This is a genomic window from Paenibacillus sp. FSL E2-0190 (assembly GCF_037992965.1).
Classification (GTDB): domain Bacteria; phylum Bacillota; class Bacilli; order Paenibacillales; family Paenibacillaceae; genus Paenibacillus_AQ; species Paenibacillus_AQ odorifer.
Window position 1 is genome coordinate 4,047,076 of the sequence record NZ_CP150306.1, and the last position, 18,671, is coordinate 4,065,746.

The 18,671-nt window shown below is 42.4% G+C and carries 12 protein-coding genes; 5 read left to right on the forward strand and 7 right to left on the reverse strand.

The window, feature by feature from the left end; translation table 11 throughout:
* Positions 1 to 10 precede the first annotated feature (10 nt).
* A complete protein-coding gene (locus tag NST25_RS17840; RefSeq protein WP_340392051.1) occupies positions 11 to 2,764 on the reverse strand; it encodes a sugar-binding domain-containing protein in 2,754 nt (917 codons plus the stop codon).
* Between the two features lie 143 nt (positions 2,765 to 2,907).
* Here NST25_RS17840 and NST25_RS17845 point away from each other — a divergent pair, with 143 nt between their 5' ends.
* The gene (locus NST25_RS17845; RefSeq protein WP_254848923.1) at positions 2,908 to 3,840 is read left to right on the forward strand and encodes a helix-turn-helix domain-containing protein; all 933 of its coding nucleotides are present in this window, start codon (positions 2,908 to 2,910) and stop codon (positions 3,838 to 3,840) included.
* A gap of 127 nt (positions 3,841 to 3,967) precedes the next feature.
* Here NST25_RS17845 and NST25_RS17850 read toward each other — a convergent pair whose 3' ends face one another.
* From NST25_RS17850 to NST25_RS17875, 6 genes are all read right to left on the reverse strand, one after another.
* Positions 3,968 to 4,342, reverse strand: a complete 375-nt coding sequence (locus NST25_RS17850) for a DUF1801 domain-containing protein (RefSeq protein WP_076304056.1) — start codon at positions 4,340 to 4,342, stop codon at positions 3,968 to 3,970.
* Between the two features lie 19 nt (positions 4,343 to 4,361).
* Positions 4,362 to 4,736, reverse strand: a complete 375-nt coding sequence (locus NST25_RS17855; RefSeq protein ID WP_076128242.1) for a DUF4180 domain-containing protein — start codon at positions 4,734 to 4,736, stop codon at positions 4,362 to 4,364.
* Between the two features lie 399 nt (positions 4,737 to 5,135).
* Positions 5,136 to 9,530 (reverse strand): Ig-like domain-containing protein, encoded by a 4,395-nt coding sequence (locus NST25_RS17860; protein WP_340392052.1) that lies wholly within the window; start codon positions 9,528 to 9,530, stop codon positions 5,136 to 5,138.
* 133 nt (positions 9,531 to 9,663) lie between these two features.
* Positions 9,664 to 10,755 carry a response regulator gene (locus NST25_RS17865; protein ID WP_076309250.1) on the reverse strand — a complete coding sequence of 364 codons (1,092 nt, stop codon included), beginning with the start codon at positions 10,753 to 10,755 and terminating at the stop codon, positions 9,664 to 9,666.
* A 3-nt stretch (positions 10,756 to 10,758) separates the two neighbouring features.
* Positions 10,759 to 13,869, reverse strand: a complete 3,111-nt coding sequence (locus NST25_RS17870; protein WP_340392054.1) for an ATP-binding protein — start codon at positions 13,867 to 13,869, stop codon at positions 10,759 to 10,761.
* Between the two features lie 718 nt (positions 13,870 to 14,587).
* Positions 14,588 to 14,821 carry a hypothetical protein gene (locus NST25_RS17875; RefSeq protein WP_340392057.1) on the reverse strand — a complete coding sequence of 78 codons (234 nt, stop codon included), beginning with the start codon at positions 14,819 to 14,821 and terminating at the stop codon, positions 14,588 to 14,590.
* A gap of 212 nt (positions 14,822 to 15,033) precedes the next feature.
* On the opposite strand from NST25_RS17875, the gene NST25_RS17880 reads away from it, so the two are divergent.
* The 4 genes from NST25_RS17880 to NST25_RS17895 all read left to right on the forward strand — a co-directional run bounded on the left by NST25_RS17880 (position 15,034) and on the right by NST25_RS17895 (position 18,610).
* On the forward strand, positions 15,034 to 15,681 hold the full coding sequence (locus NST25_RS17880) for a transcriptional regulator (RefSeq protein WP_076182320.1): 648 nt from the start codon (positions 15,034 to 15,036) through the stop codon (positions 15,679 to 15,681).
* Between the two features lie 475 nt (positions 15,682 to 16,156).
* Positions 16,157 to 16,945, forward strand: a complete 789-nt coding sequence (locus NST25_RS17885; protein WP_076305730.1) for a MerR family transcriptional regulator — start codon at positions 16,157 to 16,159, stop codon at positions 16,943 to 16,945.
* Positions 16,942 to 17,619 (forward strand): GNAT family N-acetyltransferase, encoded by a 678-nt coding sequence (locus NST25_RS17890; RefSeq protein WP_339187396.1) that lies wholly within the window; start codon positions 16,942 to 16,944, stop codon positions 17,617 to 17,619. Before NST25_RS17885 ends, NST25_RS17890 begins: the two co-directional genes overlap by 4 nt.
* Positions 17,603 to 18,610, forward strand: a complete 1,008-nt coding sequence (locus NST25_RS17895; RefSeq protein WP_339187398.1) for an alpha/beta hydrolase — start codon at positions 17,603 to 17,605, stop codon at positions 18,608 to 18,610. The genes NST25_RS17890 and NST25_RS17895 overlap by 17 nt, the downstream gene beginning before the upstream one ends.
* Positions 18,611 to 18,671: the final 61 nt, after the last annotated feature.

Sequence of the window (18,671 nt, forward strand, 5' to 3'; positions counted from 1 at the left end):
TTAAGGTTATTTAGCGATAACGAATCAACAAGTCCAGTGGATAACGACCTGCATTACGGCCATACAAAGCTAGCCCGCCGTCCTCTGCTTGCAGCTCCAAACGGAAAACACGATTGCGATCCAGCTTCGCTGCTAACTGCCCCGGTACACTTGCCTTGCATAGGTAGCCATAAGATCCAGCCTCATCCAGCTTATTCGCTATTGGCTGATAATGCCAAGACAAAATCCCTCTGCTATCAGCCGGATCATCCGGTAAATAGAAAGAACCAATCCGCTGCCCATCCACCAGAACGTTCACTCGGGAAGGATGACGCTCTTCATCCGTCATATAATACGTATTCGGATTATATTCCACCCTCGCATCTGCCCCATGCATAAGATCAAGGCCCATATCATTAAGCTTCGTACCTTCAACATGCCGCGCCAGCAATCGTTTAGCACTTGCTTCGAAGATGATTTCGATCTCACCAATCATTGATTTATCTGCTGCATCTGGCAGTGTAACCTCGTATACATACTGACCTTGCCCAGCACCATTGATCTTAGATCCTTGGATAGCATCCCATTGATGCTTAAAGTTATGATCGGTATAAGCTCCCACTGGAATTTGAATAAATGCTCCTTCACCTTTAAACAATACAGTGTTATTACCGCCTCTTACATCAAAAGTAATGAAATTCCGCGTGATCGCTTCACCCTTCTCATTAATCAGAGAAACAGCAAGTATTGCAGCCGCCTCCTGACCAGGCATTGTAATGTTCAAAGAAGGAAGTATAGTGTTTCCAAAGTTATCCCATTTCACAGACATATGTCCACTTTGCGCAGTGACCCGAGTCCCCAAATTGTCGTACCACAGTTCCCATTTCAGCTTCAAATTATGACCGTGATAGCTGTCCGCGAAGCTGGAACCTAGCAAAGGTACTTTAACACTCTGCCCTGCTTCTACTGTCTGGCATGGAGGAGCATCTAACACGATAAAATCTGGGGAATGCAGATCCGCAATCGTCATCCCGGGAACAAAATCCCCATATCCAAAATCCTTATCGCTCCCGTCTAGCCGGTAATAACCATTGAACTCATTCGTAACATCACGGAATTCAGTAAATACGAATCCACATAGCTTATCATGCCGCCGGAATTCATTCATCATATAGCGGTAATGCCATGCCAAATCACTGTCCCCTGCACCACCTTCTATCCCCCACACGTTACCGCATTCGCTGTTCATTAGAGGGGCATCAGACTGTACGTTGCCGCCAATACAGTTAAACTCCGATCCCGGGAATGTTTTATCTACAACCTCATTTAAGTGGGCTTGCAGCTGCTCGTAACCATTAATGTAAAAGTGCCATGTATTAATATCCGATTCCACATGATCATAATTACACGGCGAGTTATCCTCAACAATTCTAGTCGGATCAAGCTGCTTCGCCCAGCGATATTTCTCCCGCACCCATTCCTGTGTCTCTTTAAGATAACTACTCTGCTGCTGTACATCACTTGTGAGGCTAGCCTCCTGAGCATCTGTCTTCAAACCCCAGGTCTCGTTGAACATAACCCACGAAAAAATAGATGGATGATTATAATCTCGTTCAATCACCTCAAGGGCTTCTCTCTCATAGGAGGCTCTGGCCTTGTCATCCGGATTACCCCAGAAACAAGGCATATCTTCCATAACAAGAATGCCAAGCTTATCCGCCCAATACAGCTTACGGGGTTCTTCGGGCTTAATATGAATTCGCACCATGTTTAGCCCTAAACGTTTCATTAGATAAATTTCATCCCGCATGTCTTCATCCGTTGGATAGGTGAAAAACCCTGTCTTGTGATAGGACTGATCAAGAGTACCGTTCAAATATATCGGTTTACCATTTAAGGTGATCCACCGATAATCACGATCTTCAAAGCGGGCAGTCTGAATTTCGCGAATTCCGAAATAAGTGCTGACTGTATCTGTACCAAACGATCCACTAAGCTGCAATTCACCTTCATATAAATAAGGATTTTCTGGACTCCACAAATGCGGATTGGGAACATCGATAGACAGCTTACATTCGTTCACCCCTGCTATAAGCTGCAGCTTCTCTGTATGAACAACAGAATGATCAGCGAATTGCAGCGTAAACTCTGCCGAACCCGTTTCATGCGCAATTATTCTTGTAGTTACCTTCACCTGTCCATCTATACGGGTCACAAACTTTGCATCTTTCATATAAGTTTCGGGACGTGCTTCAAGCCATACAGGTTGCCAAATTCCACGGATTTCTCCATATCCTTGTTTGCCCCGCGCTTGATAAGCATGATCGAAATCCTCAGCTCTTACGACAATATTATTCTCACAATTAGCTGCCCAGTAAGGTGTAATATCAAATTCAAATGAACCATATCCACCTTGATGTGAACCTACATGTTCTCTATTTATCCACACATCACATGAATAATCTACTGCCCCAAAACGTAAAAACAATCGTGTTTGTTGGTCAACAGCCTGCCCATTCACGGTGCGGCGATACCAGCCTATTCCTTGTTGATCGCAGCCAATTCCGGATAAGGGACTTACCCAAGAAAAAGGTACAGTGATCATTGAGTCGTAAGCGATTTCAGGATTGGAGTACCATAACGCCTTCATACCTTCATTGTTCGGATCAAACTTAAATGACCATTGCCCATTCAAATTCATCCATTCATGACGTTGCCAATGTGGATGAGGGTGTTCAGAACGAGGAATCGCAAGTGTCTCAGAAGCTAATATAGAAGTTGTCATATGGCGAGCACAGCCTTTCAAAATAAGAAGTTGAGCCCATTTTAGCACCAGTATATGTTTTTCGCAATGTTTATTATGATTTTACAATACTCGTTCTTCATTGTACAATAACCTCAACCCATCCTATACGAAAAGGAACAAATATGATGAATGATATTTCACAAGAAACGATACGTTATCCCGCGTCACGCATTTTAGATGTAGCTAAAGCACTGTCTGGTGACGTCCGCGTCCGCATTCTTGAAGCCCTTGGAGAGAAGCCTATGAGTGTCAGTCAATTAGCTGAGACGTTAGGTGTAGCTCAGCCAACGATATCTATCAATGTGCAGACGTTAGAACAGGTTAATCTTATCTCATCTACACAAGGAGCAAATCGCGAAAAAATCTGTGCGGTCACCTGTCGCTCTATTCAACTCGATCTCCCTTCAAAGCTAGGGGATGGGCTGCATCAAACTGAGGAAATACATATGCCCATCGGAATGTTCTCCCACTGCTCCATACAACCGTCCTGCGGGATGGCCGGAAAAGATGGTGGTGTCATTGGCTCCCAAGATGATCCAAGAGCATTCTACATGCCTGAACGAGTCGATGCCTCTCTCTTATGGTTCGCAGAAGCCGGTTATGTCGAATACTATTTTGCCAACCCCCTGCCTCCAGGCGTCGAGTTGGACGAAATCCGCATTTCGGCAGAAGTATGCTCAGAAGCCCCTTCATTTCGAGAGGATTGGGCCAGTGATATCAGCTTATCCATCAATGACCAGTTAGTCGGGACTTGGACCTGTCCCTCCGATTTCGGGAACCGCAAAGGGAAACTGACCCCTGAACGTTGGAGAAGTGGAACTGAATATGGAGCTCTTACTACATGGAGTGTCTCGGAATCGGGCAGCAGCTGTAATGGTTCTCTCTCATCTTCCACTACAATCAGCTCTTTAAAGCTGGCGTTTAATGAACCTATTCGTGTACGTTTTGAAATTCGGGAGGATGCACTCAATAAACGAGGACTAAATCTGTTCGGAAGTGGGTTCGGGGACTATGCCCAGGATATCATACTGGCGTTTGTACGACGTCCGAAATGAGGAAAAAGAGGCAGGAGTGCCTCGGAAGTGGATCCAATGTTCACCAGCATCAAGAAGAACATCAACAATGGATGCACACTTCCAGCCCTGACCAGATGGACCTCTCTATTTCATACCAGTAGAGACCTTATTTTGCTTCAACTTTTTTTAGATTCTCAGCGACTCTGAAGGTTACAATCTTGCTAATTAATTCATAAGGCATAGGCTTATCAATAGGGAATTGAACGGAACCTTTAGCACCTTTATAGCCTGATAATTCATCTTTAAAAGCATTAATTCCACTTGGAGTTGGATAGAATCCAATATGCTTGGGATAAGCAGCGAAATGCACCAAATTTCCGTGTAATGCAAAAGTAGGCATCTGATAGCTTATTTTTTCCTCTGCTTCCGGTGCCGCCTCTTTTATCACCTTTCTTAACGTATTAAGGATTTCCTGAACCTCAAGCGAAAACCCGGAAATATAGGCATCGATCGATTCATATGTGATTTTACTTTCATCCATGATATAACTCCTCTCTGGATCATCTCCACGATTTGCATAAATGTAGGGCCGCTAAAGCCTCAGCTTCAGTACTTTTGAACAACATTTTATCGCCTTGATTGCATTCGTAAATAAAATCATTCAGACTTTTGCTGTTATAGCTTGTAAATTCTCCTACGATAGCAACTCTCATCTGATAGTTTGTATATTTTTGTGCAATCTCACCAGCAACTCCAGACTTTAGCTCGAAAAAATCATCCGTAATCTGTTCCTTCCTCAGAAGCATTTTATCGCATCCTTGGTATTTCACATTCATCATTAAGTCTAAGGCATCCCTTACATTATTGATTATGATCTCCTCACCAGAGATTATAGCTACCGTTGAATCATTCTTATCATCCACTGTGATTTTCATTCAAGACTACTCCTTTTCCGCGAAGAATTTCTGCAACATTATGATTACTCTGCTTAATCGCAACCGACCATGCAGATTCACCACTTTTTATTTTAGCAGAAATGTCGGCGCCATGTTCGATTTACAACTCTATTAGTTCTACATTATCCGTATGAAAAGCAGCAGAATGTAAGGAAGTATAACCATCACTATCGAATATATTATTCTCCATATTCGCAAGGTGCGGATGAGCTTTCGGGATTTCTTTCAGCCGTTCTGCATGGCCTGATTGTGCTGTCTGAAATACATCATTAATGATTAATTATCGTATAAACGAGCTAAGCCATAAAAAGAAAAGAGGATTCGTTCAATGTTCTTTGAACGAATCCTCTAATGATCACAATTCTGGAGCTCAGTAGATTAGATTAAATCCGACTTTTCAAGTAGCCGCTTCACGATCTCTGCAACCTCAGCTCTGGTCATATCATCTTTCGGAGCAAGCCCTTTACTGCTTCTTCCCATGATAATGCCTGCCTGCAAAGTGTCAGTAACTCCACTGATTGCCCAGTTAGAAACCTCACTACTATCTGTAAATGGAGCTAACAAAACGTCAACCGATTGAACAGAAAGCTTAGTCTGTAGCGCTGTAATTTTCATCGCTTTAGCAATAATTAACATCGCTTGTTCACGGGTAATATGTTCATCAGGGCGGAACATGCCATCTTCAAAACCATTGATTAATTGATAAGTAAATGCCGTGTTGATCGCACTGTTATACCAATCCGTGGTCTTTACATCTGAGAATGGTGTTGCAGCTTGTTCCATCTCAAGTCCCAGACCGCGCACAACAATCGCCGCAAACTCAGCACGGGTAATGGCTTGATCCGGAGTAAATTGACCACTACCTGTTCCCTCAATGACTAATCGGGAGCCCATATCGTTCACTGCCTCTTTTGCCCAGTGATTAGCTACATCACTAAATTCAAGCGGATGCCAGATTACGGAGTAAGTACCTCCGCTTAGGCTGTTGATAGTAGCAAAATATTTGCCATCAATTACAACCACTTTAGTAGGAACATGCTGTACCGAACCTTCGGAATCAACGTACACTCCCGTTGTAATCTTGTTCGGGTCCATCCCTTCAGGAATGGCTATGGTACGTTTAACATACGTATTGAATTGGGAAAGTTCAATACTCTTATCTCCGTAGATACCTCTAGCCGTAAAATTAACTGGCGCGGAAACTAATGAGAAGGATCCTTTTTGCGCAGCTGCTTCTAAAGCTTTAACTTTATCGGCTGTAGGAGCACTAATTTCAATCTGTATCTTAATATCTTGCAAAGCTACCGACTTGCCGATTTGCTCGTTCAAAGCGTCAATATTAATTTGTTGAGCAGGCAGTGTAAATGTCGCATTTCCCGCTTTAATCTCAAGAATCGCTTGATTACCCTGCATATTTTTAACCATTTGTCCATTTAATTCGCTAACTATAACATCAGATTTACTATTTGCACCGATAGAAACTACTGTACCTTTACCTTCAGTGGCGAGCTTCTCCTCTAGCTTCTTCTGATCTAACACAATAGTGGTTAACGTTTGCTCATTCCGTTTACCATTCGTTGCGGTTCCAACTGTTTCAGCTTTACCATTGATTAGAATGGAAGCAGCATTTACCACAGGTGCCGGAGTTGGTGATGGGGTTGGTTGCGACGGAACAACAACATCACCACCAGATGGAGTGCTAGGAACAACTGCATTGGACTCAGCAGAGAATTCGCTGATGCCAGCTTTATTGATTGCCTGTACCGTGAAGGTATAGCTTGTTCCATTCGTCAAACCACTGATTGTCAGAGGACTTCCAGTTCCTGTAACCGTCAAACCTCCCGGATTAGCAGTTACAATATATCCTGTGATTTCGCTGCCTCCATCGTTCACCGGCGGGATAAAGGTGATGATTGCTTGACCATTCTCTGCAGTTGCAGTTACGGATGTTGGAATTCCAGGTGCTGTAACTGGTTTAACAGATGCCTTCACAGTAACGGTTGTAGAAGCCGTATAACTACCATCTTTCGTCGTTACCGTTATGATGGCTGTTCCTTCACCAATCGGCGTTACTACTCCATAAACAACCTTAGCTACTGTCTCATCGCTCGAGCTCCAGATCATACCTTTATTTGTTGCATTAGCAGGTGCTACTGTCGCTTGTAGAGTTCCCTCGCCTTCACCCAATGTTAAGTTAAGTTCTGTCTGGTCTAAAGTCACCCCAGTTACGATAACGTCAGGTGGCTTAGGAGCGGCTACATTAACTGTGGTTGTAGCTGTAAAACTTCCATCTTTCGTCGTTACCGAAATAACTGCTGTCCCCTCACCAACCGGAGTTACTACTCCGTTCACAACGGTCGCGACTGTTTCATCGCTCGAGCTCCAGATCACGTCTTTATCCGTTGCATTGGCAGGCTCTATTGTTGCTTTTAGGAGTCCATCAGCTTCACCAGCTGTTAAATTCAGTGTCTCCTGATCTAGCTTCACTCCAGTTACATCCACAACCGGCGGGATTGGAGCACTCACACTAACTGTGGTTGTAGCTGTAAAACTTCCATCTTTAGTCGTTACCGTAATAACTGCTGTCCCCTCACCAACCGGAGTTACTACTCCGTTCACAACGGTCGCGACTGTTTCATCGCTCGAGCTCCAGATCACGTCTTTATCCGTTGCATTGGCAGGCTCTATTGTTGGTTTTAGGAGTCCATCAGCTTCACCAGCTGTTAAATTCAGTGTCTCCTGATCTAGCTTCACTCCAGTTACGTCCACAACGGGCGGGATTGGGGCACTCACATTTACTACAGACGAAGCTGTAAAACTTCCATCTTTCGTCGTTACCGTAATAACTGCTGTCCCCTCACCAACCGGAGTTACTACTCCGTTCACAACGGTCGCGACTGTCTCATCACTAGAGCTCCAGATCACGTCTTTATCCGTTGCATTGGCAGGCTCTATTGTTGCTTTTAGGAGTCCATCAGCTTCACCAGCTGTTAAATTCAGTGTCTCCTGATCTAGCTTCACTCCAGTTACGTCCACAACGGGCGGGATTGGGGCACTCACATTTACTACAGACGAAGCAGTAAAACTTCCATCAGTAGTCGTTACCGTGATGATCGCTGTTCCAACGCCAACTGGAGTTACCACCCCGTTTACAACGGTTGCAATAGTCTCATCACTAGAGCTCCAATTTACTGTTTTGTTCGTGGCATTAGCAGGTGCTATTACGGCACTAAGCGTGTCTCCTGCTTCTCCTTCCGTTAAACTGAGTGTTGGTTTATCCAGGGTCACTCCGGTTACGATTACATCCCCCGTATTGTTTACCGTCACATTAAAAGTGTAGGTGTTGCTTAATGCTCCATCACTTACCTTAACAGAAATCACACTGGTGCCAAAAGCATTCGCCGCGGGTGTTATTTCTAAAGTTCGTAACTCACCACTTCCACTTATTTTCAGTCCATTATTCGGAATTAAGAGCGTATTCGAGGAAGTAGCTGATACTTGTAGGTCATCTCCATCCACATCGAGAACCTTAAAGGATCGTGAGACCGACTTGTTTTTATCGGTTGTAGTATTCCCCATAAAACCTGTGTCCTGCTTCCAGGTTGCCCCAGTAATTGTGCCGTTCTTAAGGGGAAGACCAGAGGTATTAATAGCGACATTCCCATCATTGCTATTCGCTAATTTATAGTTTAAAGCCAGATTAGGCTCCGAGCCTGTCAAGTCGACATTCATTTCTCGAACAATATCACTTTGGGTCTTGGCTTTACTCCAGAACCTCACGTCTCTCATTCCACCGTTATAATCTCCGTCCTGTCTCCACGTGCTTTTTCCAAGCCAGTTATTCGGACGTGCAACGTTTCCTACTGTACTTAAATCCATGGCCCCTTCTGCCTTAAGTACACCATCCCAATAAATCCGTCCCTTTTTCTGACTGTGATCATAAACAATCGCGACATGAACCCATTTAGAAATCGGGAAATCCTCAGTGACATTAATATCTCCCTTATTAGTGTAGGCAGTGAAATTCATCCGTTTACCGTTAAAACCTACAAAAATATTGTGGTTCTGCTCTGCGATCGAAGATTCAAAAAATCTCATCCATGTCTGAAAAGCATCTACCTTCAAAAATCCTTCAACTGTAAAAGAATTCCCATAAATCCGTTGATCCGGGAAGGTCACATAATCCCCGTTACCGTCAAAACTAAGATAGTCCCCACCATTTAGTTCTGTCAGATAAGGTGCATCGTTCACTGGATTTACAGTAATTACGGCTATACCCGGATCTGAGCTGAACGCGGCAGATACTGTGGTATTCGCATTTTTTTGATAATTTTGATAACCGGATGCTGTTGTATCCCATAGCTTAAAGCTAATGGATGCCGTTCCGTTCCAGTCTTTCGCCGGGACAAAACGGATTTTCTCCGATTTCAGCAGCAGAAAAGCATTACTGTTTGACACCGGCTCGATATTATACCAAATTCGTCCCACCGTGTTGTAATACTGCCAGGCCCCTTTGGTATTATCTAAAGCTACTACAGCAATCCCTGTTGACGCTGGATCCGATACTTTTCCTGTCAAAAAGCTGGCTACCTCAACTCCTGCGTTGGAATAGTCATCTTCATTGATCGACGTTATTATAGCTGGGCTATTCTCGAGCCAACCGAAACTAGCTTTTGCACTTATGATTGGAGTTTGCATAGGACCCACCCCCTGCACCACAAGTCCAGTACATAACGAAATACTAATGCCTATTTTCATAAATGATGGCTTCAAACTCTATTTCCCCCTCTAGCATAAATCATGTCCTTAATTCGACAATAATCGAGAGTATTATACAAAATTAAGATAAACAAAAAATAAACAAAAAAAGAACCCTCGATAGCCATCCTTTCGAAGGTTCCTTCCATTACAATAACTTCTGTTTCATTAACGCTTTAAGTTTAGGATCGGGTGTTGTTCCGAGCTCTTGCTGCAGCATCTCTTCCAATTGACCAAATTTCCGCTGTGCTTCATTCATTCGCCCTAATTCAATTAATAAGTTAATGATTTCATGATAGATGTCCTCTCGCAAGGAATCTAATTTTATTATTTCTCCAAAATAATGCAGTGCTTGCTGCTGCTGATTCTGCTCCAAATGAAATCTTGCAGCCAGCTCCAGCAATCCTATATATTCATGCTCGAGTCTGCGCGTCCTGCCACTGGCCCATTCATAGGCTTTTCCTTTGAGTAATGCTCCTGTGTATAAAACTTCTGCTTGAATCATCCATTCAACATGTCTTTCAGAGGTTTGCCTGATTTGCTTTAACAATCGCTCAAATTCATACAGATCACAATAAATGCTGCTTTCTACTACATGAATTTCATTCCTGCTAGCTTTTATATAATTGGCGCCGATTGCTTTTCGAATATAATACAGCGTCGAGTTCAGATTCTTCCATGCTTTTTCAGGCTCCAATCCGCTCCACAACGTGTCGATAATTTCCTCCCGGCTAACCGTCCCTTTACTAACCAGAAAAGCAAATAATTCTTCTGTTTTTGGACTTCTCAGCTTGATTAGCTCTCTGTTCTGCGTTCTGCGGTACACTTTTAAACCATTAAATAAAAAAACTTCTAACGTAGGCTCAGCCGTTGTATTTCGATTTATTTTTTTGAGTTTCTCTAACGTCTTAGACAACCGCTCCGCAGTTACAGGCTTCAAAAGATAATCCACTGCACTCAGGTCAAAAGCCTGCAGCGCATACTCATCAAATCCGGTTACAAAAACCACATCTATCGATTCATCCAATTCATGCAAAAGGCTAGAAAGCTTCATCCCATTCGTCTCAGGCATAGAAATATCCAAAAAAGCTACATCTATCGGATTGGCCTTCGCAAAAGCATAGGCTTCCGCAGGATTCAAAAACGTCTCATAGACATCAATCTCTCCGCTCTGCGATAAGATCCGCTTCAGGCGTTTTACCGATAACTCCTCATCATCTACAATAATCGCTCGCAGCATGCCTCAACCTCCCATCCGCTTAAGCTGCTGTATTGGAATTTCAAAAGATACCGTTGTGCCTAATCCTTCAGCACTTTGAATATGAATATTTTTTCCATATAATAGCTTGATGCGCTGACTGATATTCCACAGCCCCACCCCTCTTTTATCTACATCTGACTGCATTACTTCTTTCAATTTATGCTCACTCATTCCAGATCCATTATCCTCCACAATAAAGCTAATCACAGAATTCTCTAATTCTTTTACAGATATAATTACCGTGCCACCCCGCAAATTGGACATTAGGCCATGCCTTATTGCATTTTCGACCAAAGGCTGTAGAATCAGCGGAGGAATCCGGTAATCCGTATTCACTCTCACATCATATTCCACATTTAATCTGGCACCGAAGCGTGCTTTTTCAATATTGATATAAGCCTCTACCAGCTCAAGCTCATTCTCCAGACTCGTTAGTGAATCCAGTTGTTTGAAATCAAAGCTGCTTCGCAAATACTGGGACAGCTGCAGTGTCAACTCTTCGGCCTTCTCAGGTTCTTCCACACATAGTTCAGCAATTGAATTCAGAGCATTGTATAAGAAATGAGGTTTGATCTGGGATCGTAAAAAAGCAATTTCGGCGTCTTTAGCAGTCTTCACGGAAGCTCTCAATCGGGTCAGACTTTTAACACGTGCCATTAGCTCTTCAGCTTCAAAAGGTTTTCCCACATAGTCATTTGCACCGTTATCCATGGACATCTTCATATCGCTCACCCTGTTCTTGGCCGTCAGCATTAACACAGGTAGCTCAAAAGGAGTAAATCTCTCTCTAATCTTTTGCAGAATCTCGTAACCCGAAATGTCCGGCATGGTAATATCCAGTACCACCAGAAAAAAGTCTGTGTTTTTCGCTAGCTCCTCAAGTGCCATCTGCCCGCGATTGACAACCACAATAGAATATTTCTCTAGCTTAAACAGATTGATCATAGATTGCAGATTGGCAAAATCATCGTCCACTACTAAAATGGGCTCATCGATCTCGCCTTTGATATAAAGGGGATAATCACCATGAGAGAAACTTAATTTTTTATAAGAATGTGCCGCCTTAAGGGTTGGCCTCGAGATTGGCTTAACCGCTTTATCCCACCGTGGAAGTGTAAAAATAAACACCGAACCTTTTTCCACTGTAGATTCCACAGCTATGTTCCCACCATGCAGTTCTACTAGCTTCTTAGTAATACTTAATCCGAGCCCTGTTCCACCATGACTATGAATCTCCGCCTCATCCACCTGCTCAAAAGCTTTGAAAATACGCTCCTGCATATCCGGTGAGATTCCCAAACCTGTGTCTGCCACACGTACTTCCACCCACTCCTGAATAACTCTGGCACTAATCTCTATTTCACCCTGTTCCGTAAATTTAATCGCATTATCAACCAAGTTGTGGAAAATTTGAATCAGACGATTGCCATCTGCATTCACCATAGGGAAATTCGAAGCGACTCTGTTAACGAGCAGGATCGACTTTTCTCCGAGCAAAAAAGAATGAATACCCATGACGGAATCAACAACGGCTTTCAAATCCAGGTTGCTTTTGTATAATGTGATGTCTCCATACTTCATTTTGGAATAATCAAGTAGTTCATTTACCATATGTGTTAATCTTCTGCCGCTCCCTATTACGATCGCTAGATTCTGCGCTTGTTTTTCATTAACTGGACCCTCAACCCCATCCAGCAGCGTAGCTGTAATGTTCACTATGGCATTTAGAGGTGTTTTTAGTTCATGTGAGGTGTTGGAAAGGAATTCATCTTTAATTTTATCCAGCCCGATCAGCTGGTTTTTCATCTCGTCTATGGTATGGTAGGCTTCAAAAAAACGTAGAACAATCAGCACGATCATGATGATATTAAAAGCCACAATGTAAAACTGCCCGAGCCAAAGGTTCTCTTTTATAGAAAGAGCAAACAAAATAATGTCTATGGAATATAGATTAATAGCTAGAATCGCCATAAACATCAGCAGCAATTTGATTCTATTTACTTCTGCGCTTCTGATATACAGGGTGGCCACTCTACATAACATCCAAATTAACATCAGCTCATATAAAATAATCACATACGGATAAATGACCGTGTAAGAACGAATCGGCAGGATGGCGACCAGAATTATAAAGCTGCCTAAAACAATCGTTATGGCTTGAGTAAATTTTAAAGATATTATGCTTTTGTGCATTTGGTAAAAAAATATTGCGAGCACAATAAAGCAGGAGATGGAGCTTATATCCTTTACTTTGTAGAGCACTATGAACGAAAGTTTAGGGAAAAAGAGTAAGAGTGAACGCTCGCCGATCAACCCATGATATATCGCAAACAGCAAACAAATAGTTGCAAACACAAGTAAAGAGTAATCCTGCTTACGGTATAAGGACGCTGCCCCAAAGCAGATAAAAAAGATAAGGGCAAGTGTGCCTAAAATAGCAACGGTGCTAAATTCACGGGCCGTACTCTTCTGCTGAACCTCCATCATTGCTGCTTCCTCACCAAAGGATAAAGAAACCGGAATGCCCCCATTTACATAATCGAAGTTAGAGACTTGAATTATGATTTCTACATCTCCCTTATCAGACGAAAAAAGCCCAATCAGCGGGATATTCCCTGACCGATAATCAGCTTCATTAGCAGCAGGATTACCATCCTCAATAACTGACTGTCCATTAACAAAAATCCTGCTTGAAAAGCGGATATTAGTTTTTTTCAAGGCGAATACCCCGCTTACAGGCAGGTTTTTTAGAACCATCCGATAGGTGGCGGAACCGAAGGCGGGTAAAGGGCTTCCATTAACGATGTTGCCGTTCCACCGGGAGGGCACCTCCATCCAAGCTGTAGAATCAGGTATATCTGCGCTACCCGCCCTAAAATGCTCAGAAGTTAATAGCTGGTTCCAATAAAACTCCCATTCACCGTCTAACTTGATAATCTTATCCTGTTCATAATCCCAAGCCGCGAGATCCATGACTCCATGCTGCACTTGCAGGTGACTTCCTTGTTTATCGTGACCCATAAGAATGGATAGAGGAATCGCAGATAATAAAATTAAACCAATCAAATAGATAAGTAATGTCCTTTTGAGCATCGTATCGGCCCCTTTTATGGAAGAGTAAAGCTGCAGCAATCACCAGGGCCATCCTGCAACACGTGATGTAGAGTAAAAAGTTTAGATGAACATAGATAATTCTATAAAATTTTCTAATTTCCTTCACAATTCGACAAAGTAATAGGCCTTTATTAGGATTTTTTTCCGGAAAAAGCGGGACTTGTATGAAAAGAGGGTCTGATATGACCATGATGAGTAGGATGACGGTATGAGCATGATGAGTTTAATGATGAAATGAATGGAACAGTTGGGCGACTTGTGCTACTTTGGCGACTCGAACGCATCTGCCCGGCACTTGCGGACTCAGGAGACCTTATTTGCTGAAAAACGAAGGTTTTGACACGCTATCGGACTCAGTTGCAACTATTCGCTCATAACTACCCCATTTTGAGTCGATATGCAGCTAATAAGAGCTATGCAGTCCGTAACTTTTGGAATACGAGCGAAAATGTACGAATAGCTGCAATACGGTCCGTTCATCCCGGAGTTACATGACTTTGGTGACATGGACAACATGTATAATCTGACGACTTGGACTAGATAGACAATTCTGACGTCGTTGGGAACTCTGAATACTTACACCGCGCGTTTGCGGACTCAAAAGACCTTATTTGTTGAAAAACGAGGTTTTTGCCACGCTATCGGACTCAGTTGCAACTATTCGCTCATAACTACCCCATTTTGAGTCGATTTGCAGCTAATAAGAGCTATGCAGTCCGTAACTTTTGGAATACGAGCGAAAATGTACGAATAGCTGCAATACTGTCCGCAACGTTCGAAAATGAATAATGATATTGCGCAGAGCACGTAATCCATTTTTGCGGATCAGTAACCACATGATGTTCGTCCTAGAAAAGCCATGCGGCCGCGCGGGGGAAGAATCCGCTTTTAGAGTAACTATTAACTTCAGCAAATTCAGCTCGTTCACCATGCTAGCTTCCTTCATCTAAAACCTATTAGAATTCGTCATCTTTATACACAGTAACTCATTGAAGAAATCCCCAGCACTCGTTATAATAGCAACTATAGGTCGTGAAGAACACGCCGCTTTTATACAATCTCTATCCTGGGTTAAGCTCAGGAGGAATTGTATGGGAGCGGCTTTTTCTTTTTTCAAAAAATTACTTAAGGAGGATATACAAAATGTCCAGATTCGAACAGCAACTAGAGGAATGGTTACAGATCAACTTGGATAAGGAGAACAATCCCCGCAGACAGGAGCTTCTTGCAAAAGGGTTGGGCTATGGAACAGTCGAATTTCTGCGTGCCGTATGGTTTCCTGCTGTAGGAAACTTCAACTACTTGTTCCCCGAATGGGAAGTGCGCGATTTCAACAATGGTTATCGTTATCTTGATCTGGCCTATATGCCAGGTGGAGCAAAGGGTGGAATTGAGATTCAAGGCTACGGTCCGCATGCTAGAGATCTTGATGTACGACGATTCAAAGATTTATGTAGACGCCATTCCTTATTATCGCTAGACGGTTGGACCTTCCTATCCATCGCCTATCCCTCAATCACGGACGAGCCTCAGCTATGTCAACAACTAGTACTCGCATTCATCGGCAAATTCATGGCTTCAGACGCGCCCTCTTCATTAACTTGGTTAGAAGCTGAAACACTTCGTTTCGCAAGACGTCTTCTGCGTCCTTTCACACCTGTTGAACTCACCCATCATCTTAGAGTCACTAATCGCCATGCCCGACGTGTTTTACATGAGTTAGTTGAACAGCAGCTACTAGAGATCGTCGGTGGAAAAGTACGCAATCGAACCTATCAGCTTAGAATGTGATGACTTGACTAGTTTGGTTTGATTAGTTTGGTTTGATTAACAAAGTTACGTTCGGACCGTATAGCTCTTATTTCCCAATTATCTTCGTTTTCGCCACGCTATCGGACTCAGTTGCAGCTATTTACTCAAAAACACTGCTCTGACCTAATTTTTCAGCTCAATAAGAGCTATACAGTCCGAAACTCAGGGAAAATGAGCGAATTAGCTGAAATAGCTGCATTATGGTCCGTAACGGCAACTCTAGGGTCATACCAGCAAGGCTCATACAAAAAATGATCCTGAATCTAATCCGTTGCACCCCCGCATTGTCCTTCCAAAATCTAAGTCTTTTTCAATACTACCCATTACTATTACTAATCATTATTCAGAAAAAAAGTGCTCTGCTTAGTCCGTATTTTAATCAACACTTGACCTTAGGTCTGACCTAAGGTTTATAGTTATTTTATCAAATAACTTACAGTTAGGAGCACCGCCCTTGAATCCGTACCTTACAATTGGCGAACTATCAAAACTTATGAATGTATCTATCCACCAGATTCGATATTTTGAAGAAAAAGAAATCCTGTTTCCATCCTATATAGACAATAATCAGTACCGGATGTACGGCATCGATGAGATCTATCAATTGGCACATATCCTGTTGCTCCGCAAATTAAACATCCCTGTCAGCACCATTAACCAAAGTATGAATAAATCCGCAACGAATGACTACCAACTGCTGTTAGAGAAATCGTTAAACAAAATCAACTCAGAAATAAACCAATTAATAATGCTGCAACAATTTATACAAAAGGTACTAAAAGAGCATGCAGATTATGGCAACATGAAGGGGGATTATCAAATTAAACATGTGGACAATCGTTATCTGAAAAAGTGGTTGGTGCTAGAGGATAACGAAACAATAACTGCACGAAGTTTATATGAAAAAAGACCGCAATACCATCATTTATTTGAAACAGATTTGCATTATGTATACGATTCTGAACAAGTAACCTTATGCTTTGAAACCATTGAAACCACTCCCGCCCCTGACATTGTTTTAGAAAAAGGGTGTTATCTCTATAAAGCATTTTTTGTAACAGACGATCAGGATGTAGATCATGAGATTGCCAAGCTGGAACACTTTTTAAATGGGCATCACTACATGGTATTGGGACCAATCATCATTTTGGAGAAATCGTACCTATCCATGTTTAACAACGACAAGCTTCATTATGAGCTTCAAATTCAAATCGAGCATGCCTTAGATGATACCACTAAATGAGTACAAACGAGGTTATCATCGCCCATTACCAGGAACAAGATCGTGAGGCTGTAAGCAGGCTTTTGGTAGATGCATTTCACGGGAAATTTCACTCTCTCCTCTCTCTCGAGGACAATGAAATTGCTGATCTACTTATAAGACTTTGGGAACAAGATTCTTCTTCCTTATCATCTAAACAAATAATCGCTTATGAAAACGGAGAAGTGGTTGGCACTATCTACTTAAAATGGCAGGATACAATCTCCCTTAAAAAAGGATCAATTAAACCACTGAATCGGGCTCCCTTTTTGCAGCTATTCAAGAAATTTGGATACTTAAATGTTTGTAAGTTAATCCTTGGGTTATATTTTTTGGATTATCAACCTAGAGCAAAAGAGTGTTATGTGGCTCATTTGGCTGTTCGGTCCAGTCACCGTAATAAGGGAATTGGCAAAGAGTTGCTGGGTTGGGCGGAAGATTTTGTAAACAGTCATTCTGAAATTGAAAAATTAACGCTACATGTTGCTAACAAGAATAAACGTGCCATTAATATGTACCAGCAGTTGAACTTTGAGATCCATAAATCTGACTATAGCGCGGTAAGACATTTACTTTTTAAAGAGCCTGTTTGGCATTACATGATAAGAAAAACATCGCTACAATCTGGGGGATCAATGAATGAAAAAGAAAATTAAGCTAACTGTCTGGATGATTACCATTTCGTTGTTGATTGCAGCGGTCCTGTTCGTACTACAGCAACATTCTTTTTCAATGACTGAGCAAAAAATTGAAATAGATACGCCTCAAGGTCAACTAACAGGAACCTTAGTTCTGCCCAAAAGCTACTCTGGAACCGTCGGACTGGTAGTTTTTGTTCATGGGGATGGCCCAGTTAATGATACTTACGATGATGGATATAAACCTTTGTGGGAAAAGCTCGCCTCTGCCGGATATGCTTCCTTATCTCTTAACAAACCGGGTATTGGGGGTTCTTCAGGGAACTGGCTAGAGCAAAGCATGGAGGATAGAGCGCAAGAAACTATATATGCGATTAACTGGGCTAAAGCCTTACCTATGATTGATGATCAAGCTATTGGTTTGTGGGGAGCAAGTCAGGCGGGCTGGGTGATTCCTAAGATTGTTAAAAAAGTGCCTGATCTCGCCTTCAGTATTCTTGTATCCCCCGCCATTCAATGGATTTCTCAAGGACACTACAATACCAGACAAGAGATGATTTTAGAAGGTTTTTCAGAACAGGAGATAAAAAAGAGAGAAGATTATAACGCGCAAATCCTACTGCTACTTAAAGAACAGGCGTCGTATGAAAGTTACTTGCGAATTGCACAATCGGACGATTTAATTTCCAAAGAAAAATGGGGTTTTTTCGCTAAAAATTATCAGTCAGATGCGAGCGGGGATTTAAAAAACTTCACTACACCTATCCATTTAGTTCTTGGCGGGCAAGATATAAATGTAGATGTTGAGGAAACCGAACGTGTTTACCGTGAAAAAATTCCTGAAAATCTGCTTTCAGTCTTCTATATTCCTGATGCTGATCACTCTATGCTCTCAAAAAAGAATGCCTCATCACCATTAAGAACATATTTGACCGCTGTCTTTTTTCCACGACATATTGTTGTTGAGCCATATTTAGATGATTTGGTTCACTTTGTAAGCCAGTTTTAATCTGTTTGCCATCCATTATGCACTCTCGCCAGCTGAACTCCCTACGTTCGGACTGTATAGC